The organism is Comamonas thiooxydans, from assembly GCF_000964545.1.
In the GTDB taxonomy this organism is placed as follows: domain Bacteria; phylum Pseudomonadota; class Gammaproteobacteria; order Burkholderiales; family Burkholderiaceae_C; genus Comamonas; species Comamonas thiooxydans.
This window is the reverse complement of the sequence record NZ_BBVD01000019.1, coordinates 1-15,503: the sequence shown is the minus strand read 5'-3', so window position 1 is coordinate 15,503 and position 15,503 is coordinate 1. Positions and strand designations below refer to the sequence as shown.

General features: G+C 62.0%; 13 protein-coding genes. 6 read left to right on the top strand and 7 right to left on the bottom strand.

Features of this window, described 5'->3' with window-relative positions; translation table 11 throughout:
* The first annotated feature begins 95 nt into the window (after positions 1-95).
* From Cth01_RS21640 to eda, 6 genes are all read left to right on the top strand, one after another.
* Positions 96-632: a gluconokinase gene (locus Cth01_RS21640; RefSeq protein WP_045840389.1), complete on the top strand. Its 537-nt coding sequence runs from the start codon at positions 96-98 to the stop codon at positions 630-632.
* 19 nt (positions 633-651) lie between these two features.
* On the top strand, positions 652-1,158 hold the full coding sequence (locus Cth01_RS21635) for a TRAP transporter small permease (RefSeq protein WP_034392301.1): 507 nt from the start codon (positions 652-654) through the stop codon (positions 1,156-1,158).
* 10 nt (positions 1,159-1,168) lie between these two features.
* Positions 1,169-2,449, top strand: coding sequence for a TRAP transporter large permease (locus Cth01_RS21630; protein WP_034356902.1), 1,281 nt, complete (start codon positions 1,169-1,171; stop codon positions 2,447-2,449).
* A 121-nt stretch (positions 2,450-2,570) separates the two neighbouring features.
* Complete coding sequence (locus Cth01_RS21625) at positions 2,571-3,578, top strand: TRAP transporter substrate-binding protein (RefSeq protein ID WP_003065736.1); 1,008 nt, start codon at positions 2,571-2,573, stop codon at positions 3,576-3,578.
* Between the two features lie 99 nt (positions 3,579-3,677).
* A complete protein-coding gene (gene edd / locus Cth01_RS21620; RefSeq protein ID WP_003053066.1) occupies positions 3,678-5,525 on the top strand; it encodes a phosphogluconate dehydratase in 1,848 nt (615 codons plus the stop codon).
* The gene (gene eda / locus Cth01_RS21615) at positions 5,510-6,157 is read left to right on the top strand and encodes a bifunctional 4-hydroxy-2-oxoglutarate aldolase/2-dehydro-3-deoxy-phosphogluconate aldolase (RefSeq protein WP_045840388.1); all 648 of its coding nucleotides are present in this window, start codon (positions 5,510-5,512) and stop codon (positions 6,155-6,157) included. Before edd ends, eda begins: the two co-directional genes overlap by 16 nt.
* Before the next feature lie 75 nt (positions 6,158-6,232).
* Here the strand turns inward: eda and cydX are convergent, their stop codons facing one another.
* The 7 genes from cydX to Cth01_RS21580 form a co-directional block, all read right to left on the bottom strand.
* A complete protein-coding gene (gene cydX / locus Cth01_RS21610) occupies positions 6,233-6,373 on the bottom strand; it encodes a cytochrome bd-I oxidase subunit CydX (RefSeq protein WP_003053063.1) in 141 nt (46 codons plus the stop codon).
* Positions 6,374-6,477: 104 nt separating this feature from the next.
* Positions 6,478-7,632, bottom strand: a complete 1,155-nt coding sequence (gene cydB / locus Cth01_RS21605; protein WP_034380747.1) for a cytochrome d ubiquinol oxidase subunit II — start codon at positions 7,630-7,632, stop codon at positions 6,478-6,480.
* Positions 7,633-7,645: 13 nt separating this feature from the next.
* Positions 7,646-9,235 carry a cytochrome ubiquinol oxidase subunit I gene (locus Cth01_RS21600; RefSeq protein WP_034356909.1) on the bottom strand — a complete coding sequence of 530 codons (1,590 nt, stop codon included), beginning with the start codon at positions 9,233-9,235 and terminating at the stop codon, positions 7,646-7,648.
* 31 nt (positions 9,236-9,266) lie between these two features.
* Entirely contained in the window at positions 9,267-10,991 is a 1,725-nt protein-coding gene (locus Cth01_RS21595; protein ID WP_045840387.1) for an amino acid ABC transporter ATP-binding/permease protein, read from the bottom strand.
* On the bottom strand, positions 10,988-12,718 hold the full coding sequence (gene cydD / locus Cth01_RS21590; RefSeq protein WP_174447127.1) for a thiol reductant ABC exporter subunit CydD: 1,731 nt from the start codon (positions 12,716-12,718) through the stop codon (positions 10,988-10,990). The genes Cth01_RS21595 and cydD overlap by 4 nt, the downstream gene beginning before the upstream one ends.
* A 240-nt stretch (positions 12,719-12,958) precedes the next feature.
* Positions 12,959-13,915: an NAD(P)H-dependent flavin oxidoreductase gene (locus Cth01_RS21585; protein ID WP_034356911.1), complete on the bottom strand. Its 957-nt coding sequence runs from the start codon at positions 13,913-13,915 to the stop codon at positions 12,959-12,961.
* 284 nt (positions 13,916-14,199) lie between these two features.
* On the bottom strand, positions 14,200-15,330 hold the full coding sequence (locus Cth01_RS21580; protein ID WP_034407145.1) for an ABC transporter substrate-binding protein: 1,131 nt from the start codon (positions 15,328-15,330) through the stop codon (positions 14,200-14,202).
* Positions 15,331-15,503: the final 173 nt, after the last annotated feature.

Here is a 15,503-nt window from a genome sequence, read left to right as displayed (position 1 = left end):
AAAGCACTGACTTGCCTTCGACCAAGGTCTGAAGCCAATCGCAGAAAGCAGCAGGCTGCTCATTTTTTAACCACATCGGATAGCGCTATCCAAAAATGACTCAAAGCAAGATCCAGCCTCATGGCACCATGTCGGCACTCGTCGTCATGGGAGTTTCCGGCTGCGGCAAATCGAGCGCAGGAGAAGCCATCGCCCGTCAACTGGGGTGGACCTTGGTAGAAGGAGACAGCTACCACTCCCCCCAGAGCGTGGCCAAGATGCAGGCCGGCATTGCCCTGACGGATGCCGACCGCGAAGGCTGGCTGGAACGCCTGGCGCAGCGACTGGCTCAGGCAGATGCCGAACACGGCCTGGTGCTGACCTGCTCGGCGCTCAAGCGCAAGTACCGCGACCAGTTGCGCAGCGCCCAGCAGCTGGGTTTTGTGTTTCTCGATCTCGACTATGCCACGGCCCTGGAACGCGTCCAGACCCGACCCGGGCATTTCTTCTCGCCCGACCTGGTGGCCAATCAGTTCACGACGCTGGAAGACCCGCGTCAGGAGCCCGATGTTCTGACCGTCAGCGCCACCATGAATCTCAACGACATCGCGCTCGCGGCCCGGCAATGGGCAAGGCGCGAATCCCAAGCATAAAGACAGCAGGAGACAGCCAATGTCTGAAGATCGCAAAGAGGCACAGGGCCGCAAGCCATGGCTCAAGCGCCTGGCCGAAGGCCTGATGGTGCTGGCCCTGGCCGGCATGGTGGTTGCCGTTTTCGTCAACGTGGTGCTGCGCTACGTTTTCCACACCAGCATCGTCTCCTATGAGGAGATCTCGCGCCTGCTGTTTGTGTGGCTGGTGGCCATCGGCGCCATCGTGGCGGCTTTCGAAGGCGCCCACCTGGGCTTTGACATGGTGACATCGCGGGTCGGCCCGATCACCCGCAAAGTCCTGTTCTGGGTCTCGCAACTGCTGATCGGCACCTGCATGGCCCTGCTGCTGTGGGGCTCCTGGGAGCAGGTCGTTGCCGGCTGGAGCAGCTACAGCACCGTGCTGGGCTATCCCCTGGCTCTGGGCGCAGCGGCGACGCTGGTGCTGGCCATAGGCATGCTGCTGGTCGTGGTGCGCGACATGCTGCGCGGCACCCCATCCGAATCTTCTGAAACCAGCGTGGAGTAAGGAGAGCGCCATGGTCGTTACCCTGATTTTTCTCGCCGTGCTGATCGGCGGCATGGTGATCGGCATGCCGATTGCGCATGCACTGATACTCACCGGTGTCGCACTGATGTGGCACCTGGACTTTTTCGACACCCAGCTGCTCGCGCAGAACCTGCAAGCCGGGTTCGACAATTTCCCGCTGCTGGCCGTGCCATTCTTCATCCTCGCAGGTGAGCTGATGAATGCCGGCGGCCTGTCACGCCGCATCATCGATCTGGCCCGCGCCTTTGTCGGTCATATCCCGGGTGGCCTGGGCTATGTGGCCATCGGCGCAGCCGTGCTGCTGGCCTCGATGAGCGGATCGGCCATTGCCGACACCGCCGCGCTGGCCACCATCTTGCTGCCGATGATGCGCGACCAGAAGTATCCCGACAGCTACAGCGCCGGCCTGCTGGCTTCAGGCGGCATCATCGCCCCCATCATTCCGCCTTCGATGCCGTTCGTGATCTACGGCGTCACCACCAACACCTCCATCAGCAAGCTGTTTCTCTCGGGCGTCGTTCCCGGCCTGTTCATGGGCAGCTTTCTGATTGCTGCCTGGTGGTTCATCGCGCGCAAATACCAGCTGACCTCGGGTGAACGCGTGAGCTGGGGCCTGCGCCTCAAGGCACTGGCCAAGAGCTTCTGGGCCATGATGATGCCTGTCATCATTCTGGGCGGCCTCAAGGGCGGCGTCTTCACGCCAACCGAAGCCGCCGTGGTGGCCGCGGTCTACGCGCTGTTCGTGTCCATGGTGGTCTATCGGGAGATGAGCTGGAGTAGGCTCTACGAAGTCTTTCTGGGCGCATCCAAGACCACCGCCGTGGTGATGTTCCTCTGCGGTGCGGCCACTGTGACCGCCTACATGATCACGCTCGCCGACCTGCCCAATATGCTGGCCGACAGCTTCTCGGGTCTGCTGGATCAGCCCATGCTTTTCATGGCCGTGATGATGCTCTTCCTGCTCGTGGTCGGCACCGCCATGGATCTGACCCCAACCATCCTGATCTTCGGTCCGGTCTGCGCACCGCTGGCCGTCAAGGCCGGCATCGATCCCGTGTACTTCGGCTTCATGTTCATCTATGTGGGCTGTATCGGCCTGATCACCCCCCCTGTGGGCACGGTGCAGAACGTGGTGGCCGGGGTCGGCAGGCTGCGCATGGAAACCGTGATCAAGGGCACCAATCCCTTCCTGATGGTCTATGTGCTGCTGGCCGTGCTCTTCGTGATCTTCCCTCAGCTGGTCACGGGTCCGCTCAAATGGATGCACTGAGAACGGCATGCCATCCATGAAAGATCTTAGATTCATAACATGGTGCGCACTGCAATCAAGCGCATCACGACAGTTCCAATTTCATCAAAGGGCCCAGGCCCAATCAAGCAAGGAGACGGGTATGCGTATCAAATTTGCAGTCGCGGGCCTCACGGCAATGTTGCTGGCCGCCGGCGCCGTTCAGGCGCAGGACTTCAAGCCCCGCCTGGTGCGGTTCGGCTACGGCCTGGTGGAAGACTCCAACCAGGGTCGTGCCGTGCGCATGTTCGCCAAGGAAGTGGAAAAGGCCAGCGGCGGCAAGATGAAGGTCCGCGCCATCGGCAACGCATCCCTGGGCTCGGACACGCAGATGCAGCAGGCCCTGATCGGCGGCGCCCAGGAAATGATGGTCGGCTCCACCGCCACGCTGGTGGGCCTGTCGCCCGAAATGGCGATCTGGGACACCCCTTTTCTGTTTGCCAACACCAAGGAGGCCGATGCCGTGCTGGACGGCCCCGTGGGAGAGAAGGTCAAGGCCACTCTGGAGCCCAAGGGCATGGTGGGTCTGGTCTATTGGGAAAATGGATTTCGCAATCTGACCAACAACAAGCGCCCCATCACCAAGCTGGAAGATCTGCAGGACGTGAAGCTGCGCGTGATGCAGAACAACGTCTTCCTGGACAGCTTCAAGACCCTGGGCGCCAATGCCGTTCCCCTGCCCTTCTCCGAGCTGTTCACGGCGCTGGAAACCAAGGCCGTGGACGGTCAGGAAAACCCCTTCAACACGGTGCTTTCGAGCAAGTTCTATGAAGTGCAGAAGTACCTGACCGTCTCCAACCATGTCTACAGCCCCTGGATCGTGACGGTCAGCAAGAAGTGGTGGGACACGCTGAGCCCCGCCGAGAAGAAGGTGCTGCAGGATGCGGCGATCAAGAGCCGTGAATTCGAGCGCAAGGACACGCGCGAAGAAGCCGCCAAGGCTCTGGCCGAGATCAAGACCAAGGGCATGCAGGTCAACGAGCTGCCAGCCGCCGAAGCAGGCCGCATGCGCGACAAGCTCGGCACCGTCAATGCCGGCATTGCCAAGTCCGTGGGTCAAGGTACCTGGGACTCTGTGCAGGCAGCCGTCAAGCAAGCTCGCGCCAAATAAGCGCCCAACCATGGAGCCATGCCCCGGGCATGGCTCTGACTCATTCCAAGACAATGCCTGCGCCCCAAGCACAGGCCTTGCTGCCCAAGGACTTTCATCATGGCACTTCACCCCGTTCTGGACCAGGTGACGCGGCGCATCCAGGAGCGCAGCCGCGCCAGCCGCTCCGACTATCTGGCACAGGTCGATGCCATGGCCGCGCGCCCTCCACAAGTACGCACCATGGGCTGTGCCAATGTGGCCCACGCCTTTGCGGCTCTGCCCGGCACGGACAAGATTCGCATCGTTGAAGAAAAAGGCCCCAATGTCGGCATCGTCACGGCCTATAACGATGTGCTCTCCGCCCATGCACCGTTTGCGCATTACCCCGATATTCTGAAAGACGAGGCCAGGCGCAACGGCGCAACGGCTCAGGTGGCCGGCGGTGTGCCGGCCATGTGCGACGGCGTGACCCAGGGCATGCCCGGCATGGAGCTGAGCCTGTTCAGCCGCGACACGATTGCCATGTCCACCGCCGTGGCTCTCACGCATGACACTTTCGATGCGGCCCTGATGCTGGGCGTCTGCGACAAGATCGTTCCCGGCCTGCTGATCGGCGCCCTGCACTTCGGCCACCTGCCCATGGTGTTCGTGCCTGCCGGCCCCATGACTTCGGGCCTGTCCAACAGCGACAAGGCCAAGGTACGCGAGCAGGCGGCGCAGGGCCTGGTCGGCCGGCAGGAGCTGCTCGCGGCAGAAAACGCGGCCTACCATGATCAGGGCACCTGCACCTTCTACGGAACGGCCAACAGCAATCAGATGCTGCTCGAAGCCATGGGCCTGCATGTTCCCGGCACAGCCTTCATCAACCCCGCCGACGCAGAGCGTGAACTGCTCACGCGCGAAGCCATGCGTACCGTGCTGTCCATCACCCGGGGCCGCCGCTTTGCCCCCATAGGGCATGTCGTGGACGAGCGCTGCATCGTCAACGCCATGGTGGCCCTGCTGGCGACCGGCGGCTCCACCAATCACCTGATCCACTGGGTGGCCGTGGCCCGAGCTGCCGGAATCGTCATCGACTGGGATGACTTCGAGCAGCTGTCCGCGGTGGTTCCCCTGCTGGCCCGCGTCTACCCCAATGGCAGCGCCGATGTGAATCAGTTCCAGGCCGCAGGCGGCCCTGGCTACGTGATCGCCCAGCTGCTGCAGGCCGGACTCATGCATGGCGATGTGCTTACGGTTAGGCCCGAGGGGCTGGCCGCCTTCGGGCGCATCCCCCATGTCGAAAACCATCAGTTGCAATGGCAGGATGCGGGCATCTCCGGCGATGACACTGTTCTGCGCCCTGCCAGCCGCCCCTTCAGCCCTACGGGCGGCTTGAAGCTGCTCAAAGGCAATCTTGGCCGCAGTGTCATCAAGATCAGCGCCGTACCTGAAGATCGCCACGCACTGCGGGCACCGGCATGGGTCTTTGATTCGCAGGATGAATTGCAGGCGGCCTTCAAATCCGGTGCGCTGGAGCAGGCCTGCCAGACCAATGGCTTCAATGGCGTCGTCTGTGTGGTGCGCTGGCAGGGTCCGCAGGCCAATGGCATGCCCGAGCTGCACAAGCTCACCCCTCCGCTGGCCGTTCTGCAAGGCAAGGGCTATGTCGTGGCCCTGGTCACCGACGGCCGCATGAGCGGCGCATCGGGCAAGGTCCCGGCGGCCATCCATGTCAGTCCCGAAGCGCTGGCTGGCGGCCCGCTGGCCAAGGTACAAAGCGGAGACATCATCGTGCTCGATGCCCCCACCGGCCTGCTGCAAGCCGAGCTGACGGATGCCGAATGGGAAGCCAGGCCGCTGGCCATCATGCCGCCAGCGTTGCAACAAGCCAATCACCGCGGCCTGGGCCGTGAACTGTTTGCCGGATTCCGGCGCAATGCGCTGAGCGCAGAAGAAGGAGCTTGCACATGGCTGCTCAAATGACCGCCTTGTCCATCATGCAGGATGCACCGGTGATTCCGGTCATCGTGCTGCACAACGCAGAGCATGCGGTGCCCATGGCCAAAGCACTGCTGGCCGGCGGCATCAGGGTTCTGGAGGTCACGCTGCGCACGCCTCAGGGCCTGGCCTGCATAGAGGCCATCGCCAAGCAACTGCCCGAAGCCATCGTCGGTGCGGGCACCGTGCGCAATGCAGCCGATGCCGCGGCGGCTGCTCGGGCCGGCGCAAGGTTTGCCGTCAGTCCCGGCTTTACCAGCAAGCTGGGCCAGGCCTGCCGCGATCTGAACCTGCCGCTGCTGCCCGGTGTTGCAACCAGCAGCGAAATCATGATGGCTCAGGAAGATGGCTTTACCGAGCTCAAGTTCTTCCCCGCCGTGCAGTCGGGCGGCATCCAGATGCTGAAGGCCTGGCAAGGTCCGTTCGGAGAGCTGCGTTTCTGCCCCACGGGCGGCATCTCGCCCGGCAACGCGGCGGAGTTTCTGGCACTGTCCAATGTGGTCTGCGTGGGCGGCTCCTGGCTGGTCCCCGCCAGTGCCGTGGAGAGTGGCAACTGGTCACTTATCACCGAGCTGGCTCAGGCCACGCAGGCGTTGAGAAGCTCTCGCACGGCCTGAGCAAGACAAGGCCTCATCCATAAAAAAAAGCCCGGTCAGCTCCAAGCCGACCGGGCTTTTCCATGTCTTGGCGACTCAGGCATCCGGCAGCGACTTGGTTCGCTCCAGAAGCTTGCGACGCGTTGCCTCGTCATCCATCAACTCGAACCAGATCGCATTGAGCACGGCAAAGGCTGCTGCCAGCGGCAGACCCAGCAACCAGGCGAAATACCACATAAGTTTCCTTTCATTCGGCCCATCCAATGTATGGGCCAACAATATTCGAACCGCCCCCCACACAGAAGGAAGAACGCAGCATGGCGTCCGAGGGGCGTCCCATCTCAATACGAGTGGCCCTGACCGGTCACGATGGCCTTCACGTCCACCTTGCCTCGCAGCACCGAGTACACCCAGCTGGTATAGGCCAGGATCAAGGGCAGGAAGATCAGCACGCAGACCAGCATGATGAACAGCACGACATGGCTGGAAGACGAGTCCCAGACCGTCAGACTGAAGCGCGGATCAATGCTGGAGGGCAGGATCATGGGGAACATGGCAGCGCCCACGGTCAGGATGATTCCGGCAATCGCCAGGCCGCTTGCCAGCAGCGCCAGCCACTCGCGACGGCTGCGCAAGCCGATGGCCACGATCAGCGGCATGAGCAGGCCGATACCGGGCACCAGCCAGAGCCAGGGATAGGACTTGAAGTTGGCCATCCATGCACCGGCAGCCACGGCTGCGGTCTTGTTCAAGGGGTTGGAGGGACCGACGGGGTTGATCTCGCTGGTAATCACATAGCCGTTGATGCCTGTAGCCAGCCACAGGCCGGCAACCGCAAACAGCACGGTGGTCAGCACGGCAAACCATGTGCCATACCTGGCGGCGCGGTTGGCGACTTCTCCATCGGTCTTGAACATCAGCCAGGCCGCACCATGCATGAGCAGCATGGACAGCGAGACCAGACCGCACAGCAATGCGAAAGGCGTGAGCAGGCCGAAGAAGCTGCCGTCGTAGTAAATGCGCATATCGTCACCCAGACGAAATGGCACGCCGAGGATCACATTGCCCACTGCCACGCCGAACAGCAGCGCTGGCACCAGACCCGTGATGCACAGCACCCAGTCCCAGCGGTTGCGCCAGGCTGCATCTTCATGTTTGCTGCGGAACTTGAACGCCACGGGACGCAGGATCAGCGGCACCAGCACGGCAAACATGGCCAGGTAAAAGCCCGAGAAGGACACGGCGTAAAGCTGGGGCCAGGCCGCAAAGATGGCACCGCCACCCAGAATCAGCCACACCTGATTGCCTTCCCACACGGGGCCGACTGAGTTGATGGCCGTACGGCGCTCGACATCGGTCTTGGCCGTGGCGCGCAACAGGCCCATGGCGCCGAGGTCAAAGCCGTCGGTGACGGCAAAGCCCACCAGCAGCACACCGAGCAGCAGCCACCAGATGAGGCGCAGCACGTCATATGAAATCAGTTCATGCAAGATCATTTGGTTACTCCTCTCAGCTTTGGCCGCGTGCCAGCTTCTTGATCATGGGTTCGTAGAGGCTGAGGTGAGGTTCGCTCTCATGCTCGGGGCCCTTCTTGATGGCCTTGACCATCAGCTTGAGCTCGATAACCAGCAGCACGGTGTAAATCAGCACAAAGCCGGCAATGGTCAGCAACAGCGTCTTCGCGCCCAGATTGGAAACCGCCATGGCCGTGGGCAGCACGCCTTCGATGATCCAGGGCTGACGACCCAGCTCGGCCACCACCCAGCCGCATTCGGCGGCGATCCAGGGCAGCGGAATCGAGAACACGGCAACCTTGAGCAGCCAGGGGTAGGCATCCAGCCTGTGGCGGGCAGCCAGCCAGAAGAAGGTGCCGGTCAGCACGATGAAGAACATGCCCAGGGCCACCATGATGCGGAAGGTCCAGAACAGCGGACCGACCGGCGGCACGGTATCCATTGCTGCCTGATGGATCTGTGCTTCGGTCGCCTTGCGTGGGTCATCCACATAGCGCATCAGCAGCAGGGCGTAGCCCAGATTGGCGCCATTGTTCTCAAAGCGCAGGCGTGCCTCGGCGGGAATCTCGGCATCGGTCCTGGCCTTGCGAATGGTTTGCAGCGCGTCATAGGCGTCGATACCGTTGCGGATATTGCCCTCGGCGCTCTTGACCAATTCGTTGATGCCGGGAATTTGGGTGTCCAGCGAACGCGTACCGATCAGGCCCATGACCCATGGGATGTGCACGGCAAAATGGGTCTCGCGCGCCTCGCGGTCGGGGAAACCAAAGGCCGTGAAAGAGGCCGGTGCGGGCTCGGTCTCCCACATGGCTTCGATCGACGCCAGCTTCATCTTCTGGTGTTCCGAGGACAGGTAGCCGGATTCGTCACCCAGCACTACCACCGACAGCGAAGCAGCCAGACCAAAGGATGCGGCCACCGTCATCGAGCGCTTGGCCAGATGGATGTGACGACCCTTGAGCAGATACCAGGCCGAAATACCCAGCACGAACAGCGAGGCCATGACATAGCCCGCCGACACCGTGTGCACAAACTTGGCCTGCGCCACGGGATTGGTGAGCACGGCAAAGAAGTCATTCACTTCCATGCGCATGGTCTGGGGGTTGAAAGTAGCACCCACGGGGTTCTGCATCCAGCCATTGGCGACCAGAATCCATAGCGCCGAGAAGTTGGTGCCTATGGCCATCAGGCAGGTGACGATCAGGTGCTTGACCTTGGAGAGGCGATCCCAGCCAAAGAAGAACAGGCCGACAAAGGTCGCCTCCATGAAGAAGGCCATCAAACCCTCGATCGCCAGCGGTGCACCAAAGATGTCGCCCACATAGTGGCTGTAGTAGCTCCAGTTCATGCCGAACTGGAACTCCATCACCACGCCGGTGGCCACACCCATGGCGAAGTTGATGCCGAACAGCACGCCCCAGAACTTGGTCATGTCGCGCCAGATGGCTCGTCCGGTCATTACATACACCGTCTCCATGATGGCAACGAGTATGGACAGGCCCAGTGTCAGCGGCACAAACAGAAAGTGGTAGAGCGCCGTTATCGCAAACTGCAGTCGCGATAAATCGACGATGTCGAGGTCCATGGTCAGGTCCTTTCTCTCGGTACTTCAAAAATCAATCGGAAAAACATATGGACTGCGGTGCAACAGCACCCAGCACATCGGGTCGCAGCCTTGCCATCAGTTGCCCAAACTCTGGCGTGCCGCGCAGGGCTTGCGCTCTTACCTGTCCTGCCTGCAGATACACAATGCGATCGGCGAGGCTCGCCTCACGCTGCCAATGCGTGGCAAAAATCAGCGTTCGCGAGCCGCTCTCAGCCGCCTGCACCAACCGCTTCAGCACATCGGCAGCAGTGACGGCATCCAGTCCCTCGGTCACCTCATCAAGCAGCCAGCAGCGGTCTGGGCTCAGCAGCAGTCTGGCCAGTGCCAGCCGGCGCGACTGGCCTCCGGACAGACCCAGGCCGCCTTCACCCAGCATGGTGTCCAGCCCCTGTGGCAGGGCCATGACGTCGCTTCTGAGACCTGCAGCCTGCAGGACGCCCAACAGTTGCTCATCGTCGGCCTTGGCATCGGCAAGCCTCAGGTTGTTGCGCAGGCTGTCCTGAAAAAGCTCGGTTCTCTGTGTCATCCAGCTGCAGCCGCGGGCCTGAACCACGCCTTCGTCCGGCTGCAGCTCACCCGCCATCAAATGCAGCAAGCTGGTCTTGCCTGCGCCGCTGCTGCCGATCAGCGCCACGCGCTCACCCTGGCGCACGTTCAGGTCTATAGGACCCAATTGACGAAGTCGGACAGACTGCAAGCTGACGGCCAGCTTCTGCACAGGCTGCTGCGGACTCTCTGCCGCTTCGGCCTTGGCCGCCAACGGTGGAGCCAGCCTGCGCAGCGCCAGCCAGGTACGCCCGGCCTGTTCTGCCCCTCTGCGCAGAGCTGCAAACGGCTCCATTGCCGACAGTGCCAGCAAAATACCCAGCGCAGCAACCGGCGCGTTGATGCGGCCCTGTTCCATCAACCAGGCCATCAACAGCACGGATGCGCTCAAAGTAATGGCAGACACCGCACCATAAGCCTGGGCGGCAGCCGCTTCGGATTGATAAAGCCGCTCATCGGCCTGGGCGCAGCGCGCATCGCTGTGCAGCACTTGCTGCACCTGGGCAGGCAACTGGCCTGCCATTAGCAGCTCGGTCTGGCCTGCAACCAGATCCACGGTTTGGGCACGCATGGCCTCCAGTGCCATGGCACGGCGTACAGCGGCCTTGCGGCTGCGCAAGCCATGCCACAGGGCAATGCCCCAGCCAGTCAGCAGCATCCACGCCAGGGTCAACAGGCCCAGCCACCAGCGCATGAACCCGTAGGCCAGAGCCGCCAGCAAGGCCGCGCCCAGCGCCGCCACGGCGGGCACCAGCAGGCGCAGATAAAGATTGTCCAGGGCATCCACATCGGAGGTCAGACGCTGCAACAGCCTGGCCGGGCGCTGCAGCAGCAGACGGGCGGCCTGCGGGCGAGCCCAGCTCAGGAACAGTCTCTGGCGCAAAGCGGCCAGCACGGCCAGTGTGGCGTCGTGAGTCACCAAGCGCTCGGCATAGCGGGCACCGGTGCGGCCCACGGCCAGCAGGCGAATGCCGGCCGAGGGCATGAACACATCGAACACCAGGGCCGTGGCAGGCATCAGCCCGGCCAGGGCCGTGGCCGTGATGAACCAGCCCGACAAACCCAGCAATGCCATGCCCATCAGCACCGTAAGCGCTGCCAGGGCGGCACCTCCCAGCCAGAGCTTGTGCGGCGCCATCTGGCCCAGCAGCTTCAGCATCTCGCGCATTGAAATGGCTCGCATCTTCATGACTGCGGCTCCCGCGTCGGTCGCAGCAGCGGCAGCTCGATCACGCGATCCATGGCAGCGGCCAGCTGTGCATCATGGGTGGCGACCAGCATGGTGCGCCCCCTGGCCATATGGCGCAGAGACTGCGTAATCTGGGCTGCTGTCTCGGGATCCAGATGAGCAGTAGGTTCATCGACCAGCAGCAGTCCGGCCCGTGTCTGCGCGGCCATACGTGCCAGAGCCAAACGTACCACCTCGCCACCGGAAAGGCCTGCGCCGCCCTCACCCAGGCTTGCGCCGGGGCGATGCTCCAGGGCCTCATCAAGTGCCGCCAGCTGCGTAGCTTCGGCAATCTGCTCGGGTCCTACCGAGCTGCGCCCCAGCGCAATATTGCGCGCGGCCGAGCCGGCAAAGACATGGGGCAACTGACCCAGCCAGGCCATTCGCCGGCGCAGTTGGGTAGCACTGCTGGCATCAAGCGTTTGCCGGTCGACTTCGATACGGCCTTGCAGTACCGGCAAAAGGCCGGCAATCTGCGCCAGCAGCACAGACTTGCCGCTGCCGCTGGGACTCCACAGCGCCACATGCTCGCCAGCCTGTATGTGCAAAGACAGCGGCGCGAGGCTGGAGTCACTGCCTGGCGCCTGAACCTTGAGTTCCGAAACGCTTACGGACACAGGCTGGCCAGGCCATGACTGCTCATCGACCGGAGATGCTTCAGCGGCATGTTGTGCACCGACAATCTGCATGGACTGCGCCTGCATGCTCTGCAAGGTCTGCAGTGCGGCCTCGCCTGCGGCTCTGTCATGCCAGACGGCCGAGAGATCGCGCAAAGGCTCGAAAAATGCCGGCGCCAGCAGCAGCACGAACATGGCCTGGCCCAGACCGAGCTTGTCGCCCCAGGCGCCGAAATTCAGCGTGCCCAGCAGGTGAAAACCTATATAGACGGCCACCATGGCCACACCCAGTGCCGAGAAAAGCTCCAGCACCGCAGAAGACAGAAAGGCAATGCGCAGCACGCGCATGGTGCGGGTGCGCAGGTCTTCGGCATGGTCACGCAGCCGCTGGCCCGTCAGCTCCACGACATGCAGTGCACGTAGCGTGCTCAGGCCACGCAGGCGGTCCAGCAAGAAAGCGTTCATATGACCGAGCTGCAGCATCTGCTCTTCGCTGGCCGCCTTGGCACGCCAGCCCACGATCGCCATGAAAAGCGGAATCAGCGGCGCGGCAACCATCAAAATCAGAGCAGCGACCCATGACTGCAAGGCCACGGCAGCCAAAATCACCAAGGGCAGCAGACGCACACGCCACATCGCGCTCTGGTAACGCGCCAGCCACGGAACAATGGCCTCGGCCTGCTCGGCCATGGCGCTAGCCGCCTGGCCGGAAGCTGGGCGGCTCTTGTCCAGCGGCGATGTCTGAGCCAGCGACTGCGCCACCCGGGCGCGCAAGCTGCTGAGCTGCGCGCGCGCTGCACGGTTGGCCAGCATGCCGCCATGGCCTTCTGCCCAGGCTCGCAGCAAGCCCAGCAACAACACGCCAGCAGCCATGGGCCAGACGGCCGCCATGCCCTGACCGTTGGCCATGAGTTGCACAGCCCAGGCCAGCAAGGCTGCCTGTGGCAGCCATATCAGCCCGGCAAACACCTGCCACACAGCTCCCGCGCCAGGGCGACGGATGACGCTCGCCAACTCGGCATGTGCTGTATCGACCTGTTTGTCGGTGGAGGAAGAAGGGGTGTGCTGCATTTCTCAATTTTCAGTATTTACTGAAATTAACGGAATACTACTCTTCTTTTGACAATCATCATGACTTGATATGCAAAAGCCAATTGCAGGACCAGGCCTACATTGATACGCATCAACTCCGAAGCGATTTAACAAGGGTTAACCCTTGAACAAGTCGTGCTTGAGCAACATCAAGCGAGCAAGCCGCCCATAAAAAACGGCGTCCGAAGACGCCGTTGGCACAGAAGATAGTGAACTGCCTCAGGCAACCAGCAGGCTTGCCTTGGCTTCGGCGTACTCACGCTTGAGGCGAGCCACCAGCTCCGCCGTGGACTGCACCTTGTCAATGGCACCGATACCCTGGCCACAGCCCCAGATATCTTTCCAGGCCTTTTGCGCACCGCCGCCAAAATTCATCTTGCTGGGGTCTGATTCGGGCAGGTTTTCCGGATCCAGACCGGCCGCACGAATCGAAGGTGCCAGATAGTTGCCATGCACGCCTGTGAACAGATTGCTGTAGACCACGTCGTCGGAGCTGCCCTCGACGATCGCCTGCTTGTAGGCTTCTACGGCGCGCGCCTCGTCGGTGGCAATGAAGGCCGATCCGATATAGGCAAAGTCCGCACCCATGGCCTGGGCCGCCAGAATCGAGCCACCCGTGGCAATCGAGCCGGACAGCGCCAGAGGGCCGTCAAACCATTGGCGAATTTCCTGCACCAGGGCAAATGGGCTCTTCACACCCGCATGGCCGCCAGCACCGGCTGCCACGGCGATCAGGCCATCGGCACCTTTTTCAATGGCCTTGCGAGCAAACTTGTTGTTGATGATGTCGTGCAGCACCACACCGCCCCAGCCATGCACGGCCTGATTCACATCTTCACGCGCACCCAGGCTGGTGATGATGATGGGCACCTTGTACTTAGCGCAGACCTGCATGTCGTGCTCCAGACGGTCATTGCTTTTGTGCACGATCTGATTGATGGCGAATGGTGCCGAAGGGCGATCGGGATGGGCCTTGTCCCAGGCCGCCAGAGTCTCGGTGATCTCTGCCAGCCAGTCCTCCAGCTGCTCGGCCGGGCGGGCATTGAGAGAAGGCATGGAGCCGACGATACCGGCCTTGCACTGCTCGATGACAAGCTTGGGATTGCTGATGATGAAAAGCGGCGAGCCGATGACAGGCAGAGCCAGCTTTTTGAGGGCGGGTGGCAGCTTGGACATATGTTGTCTCCTTCTTCGTTTTATCAATAAAAAAGGGCTGCAGCGTTTGTTCCAGATACGCAGGCAGCTCTTATTTCAGAAGCAGTTCGAAGGACGGCTCACTGTTTGCACCCCTGTGCCGACGGTGAAGCCGTCCGACTGGCCTTTGGCCAGTTTCGCCTGCCATGGCGCCACTCCCTGTCCCCAGGGCAACAGTTTTTGCCTTCTCTGTGCACGGAGGATCATCGTGATGGGAGCGGCCGCAAAAAAGGCCTGGGCGCGGTGCTGCATCAGGCCTTGGTTTCTTACTGCGTCACACGCCCGGCGGCATTGACGATGGACAGGTCCACATATTTGGATCCCACTTGCCCGGGCTTGAAGTTCACCCAGTAGCCGCCCAGGTCATAAGACTCCAGTCCGCGCAAGGCAGCACTCATTTTTTCCGGCGTCACCGGCTGGCTGCGACGCATGGCCTCCACGATGACTTTGGCATTCACAAAGCCTTCCATCATCGCAAAGCTCACCGGAACGTCCAGGGACTTGCCCGCAGCAATCGTCGCGTCGCGAAACTCCTTGTTGAGCTTGCCCGAGACCTTGTAGGGACTGGGCACCACCTGGGCAATCGACAGACCGCTCATGTACTCCACAGGAAGACGCTTGGCCAACTGCTCGATATCGGCCTCGGCCGTGGCATAGACCTGGGCGGTACCGCCCTCCATGCGATATGCCTCGACAAATGCCGCCGTGGCAGGGCTGGAAGCCACCAACAGGATGGCTTGAGGCGAAGTCTTCGCAGCCTGCAGTTCCTGCACAGCCTTGTCCGAGCCACCTCGGCTCTTAAGCATGGCCGATGCGACCAGCTTGGCCCCGCTGGGGTTCACGGCCTTGGTCACCAAGGCCGTCAGCTCCTGTGCATCGGGACGCTCCTCGAACACCAACGCCAGCCGCGTGATGCCTACGGTGGCCAGGTGGGTGGAAATCTTTGCGATCTGCTCGACAAGCCCTGCACGCGTGGAGAACATCTGGGGTGATGCCAGCACACGGGTATCCGTGCTCTGATAACCCACCAGCGGAATCTGCGAGCCATCCAGAGCCCTGCTCTCCAGCAAGGCCAAGAGATTGCGATTGCCGAAATAGCCTGCCAGCACCACGGGCTTGGATTCGCTCAGCAGCTTGCGCGTCTTGGTCACGGTCTCTTCGGGATGGCCTACATCATCGAGCACGGCCAGTTCCACAGGCTGGCCCTGCACACCACCGGCCTTGTTGACCTGGTCAAAGTACAGACGCATGCCCTGCGCATAGGCCCGCCCCTGACTGGCTTCGGCCCCCGACATCGGGGCCACCTGCCCTACCGTCCAGGCCTGTGCCACCAAAACAGCACCTGCACACATGGCGACCAAACCGGCTCGCGCCAACACCCAATGCTTGCGATTCATTCAGAGTCTCCCTCTCCATCAATGCAGTGGGTCTGAAGCGCCCATGCAGCTGCCGAATTATTGTTGATGACCTGACCTGTACGAGCCAGGCGCCCATGGAAAAAGAGGGGCTTGAAGCCCCTCTTTTGATGTGCGCCAAATTACAGCGCGTTGACCAGTTCGGGCACAGCCGT

What these genes read in the sequence shown, in the direction of transcription:
- eda (WP_045840388.1), top strand. Translation starts at nt 5,510, where the DNA reads ATGGCTGCTCAAATGACCGCCTTGTCCATCATGCAGGATGCACCGGTG.
- Cth01_RS21580 (WP_034407145.1), bottom strand. Translation starts at nt 15,330, where the DNA reads ATGAATCGCAAGCATTGGGTGTTGGCGCGAGCCGGTTTGGTCGCCATG.
- Cth01_RS21585 (WP_034356911.1), bottom strand. Translation starts at nt 13,915, where the DNA reads ATGTCCAAGCTGCCACCCGCCCTCAAAAAGCTGGCTCTGCCTGTCATC.
- Cth01_RS21600 (WP_034356909.1), bottom strand. Translation starts at nt 9,235, where the DNA reads ATGGACCTCGACATCGTCGATTTATCGCGACTGCAGTTTGCGATAACG.
- edd (WP_003053066.1), top strand. Translation starts at nt 3,678, where the DNA reads ATGGCACTTCACCCCGTTCTGGACCAGGTGACGCGGCGCATCCAGGAG.
- Cth01_RS21640 (WP_045840389.1), top strand. Translation starts at nt 96, where the DNA reads ATGACTCAAAGCAAGATCCAGCCTCATGGCACCATGTCGGCACTCGTC.
- Cth01_RS21630 (WP_034356902.1), top strand. Translation starts at nt 1,169, where the DNA reads ATGGTCGTTACCCTGATTTTTCTCGCCGTGCTGATCGGCGGCATGGTG.
- cydB (WP_034380747.1), bottom strand. Translation starts at nt 7,632, where the DNA reads ATGATCTTGCATGAACTGATTTCATATGACGTGCTGCGCCTCATCTGG.
- Cth01_RS21635 (WP_034392301.1), top strand. Translation starts at nt 652, where the DNA reads ATGTCTGAAGATCGCAAAGAGGCACAGGGCCGCAAGCCATGGCTCAAG.
- Cth01_RS21595 (WP_045840387.1), bottom strand. Translation starts at nt 10,991, where the DNA reads ATGAAGATGCGAGCCATTTCAATGCGCGAGATGCTGAAGCTGCTGGGC.
- cydD (WP_174447127.1), bottom strand. Translation starts at nt 12,718, where the DNA reads ATGCAGCACACCCCTTCTTCCTCCACCGACAAACAGGTCGATACAGCA.
- Cth01_RS21625 (WP_003065736.1), top strand. Translation starts at nt 2,571, where the DNA reads ATGCGTATCAAATTTGCAGTCGCGGGCCTCACGGCAATGTTGCTGGCC.
- cydX (WP_003053063.1), bottom strand. Translation starts at nt 6,373, where the DNA reads ATGTGGTATTTCGCCTGGTTGCTGGGTCTGCCGCTGGCAGCAGCCTTT.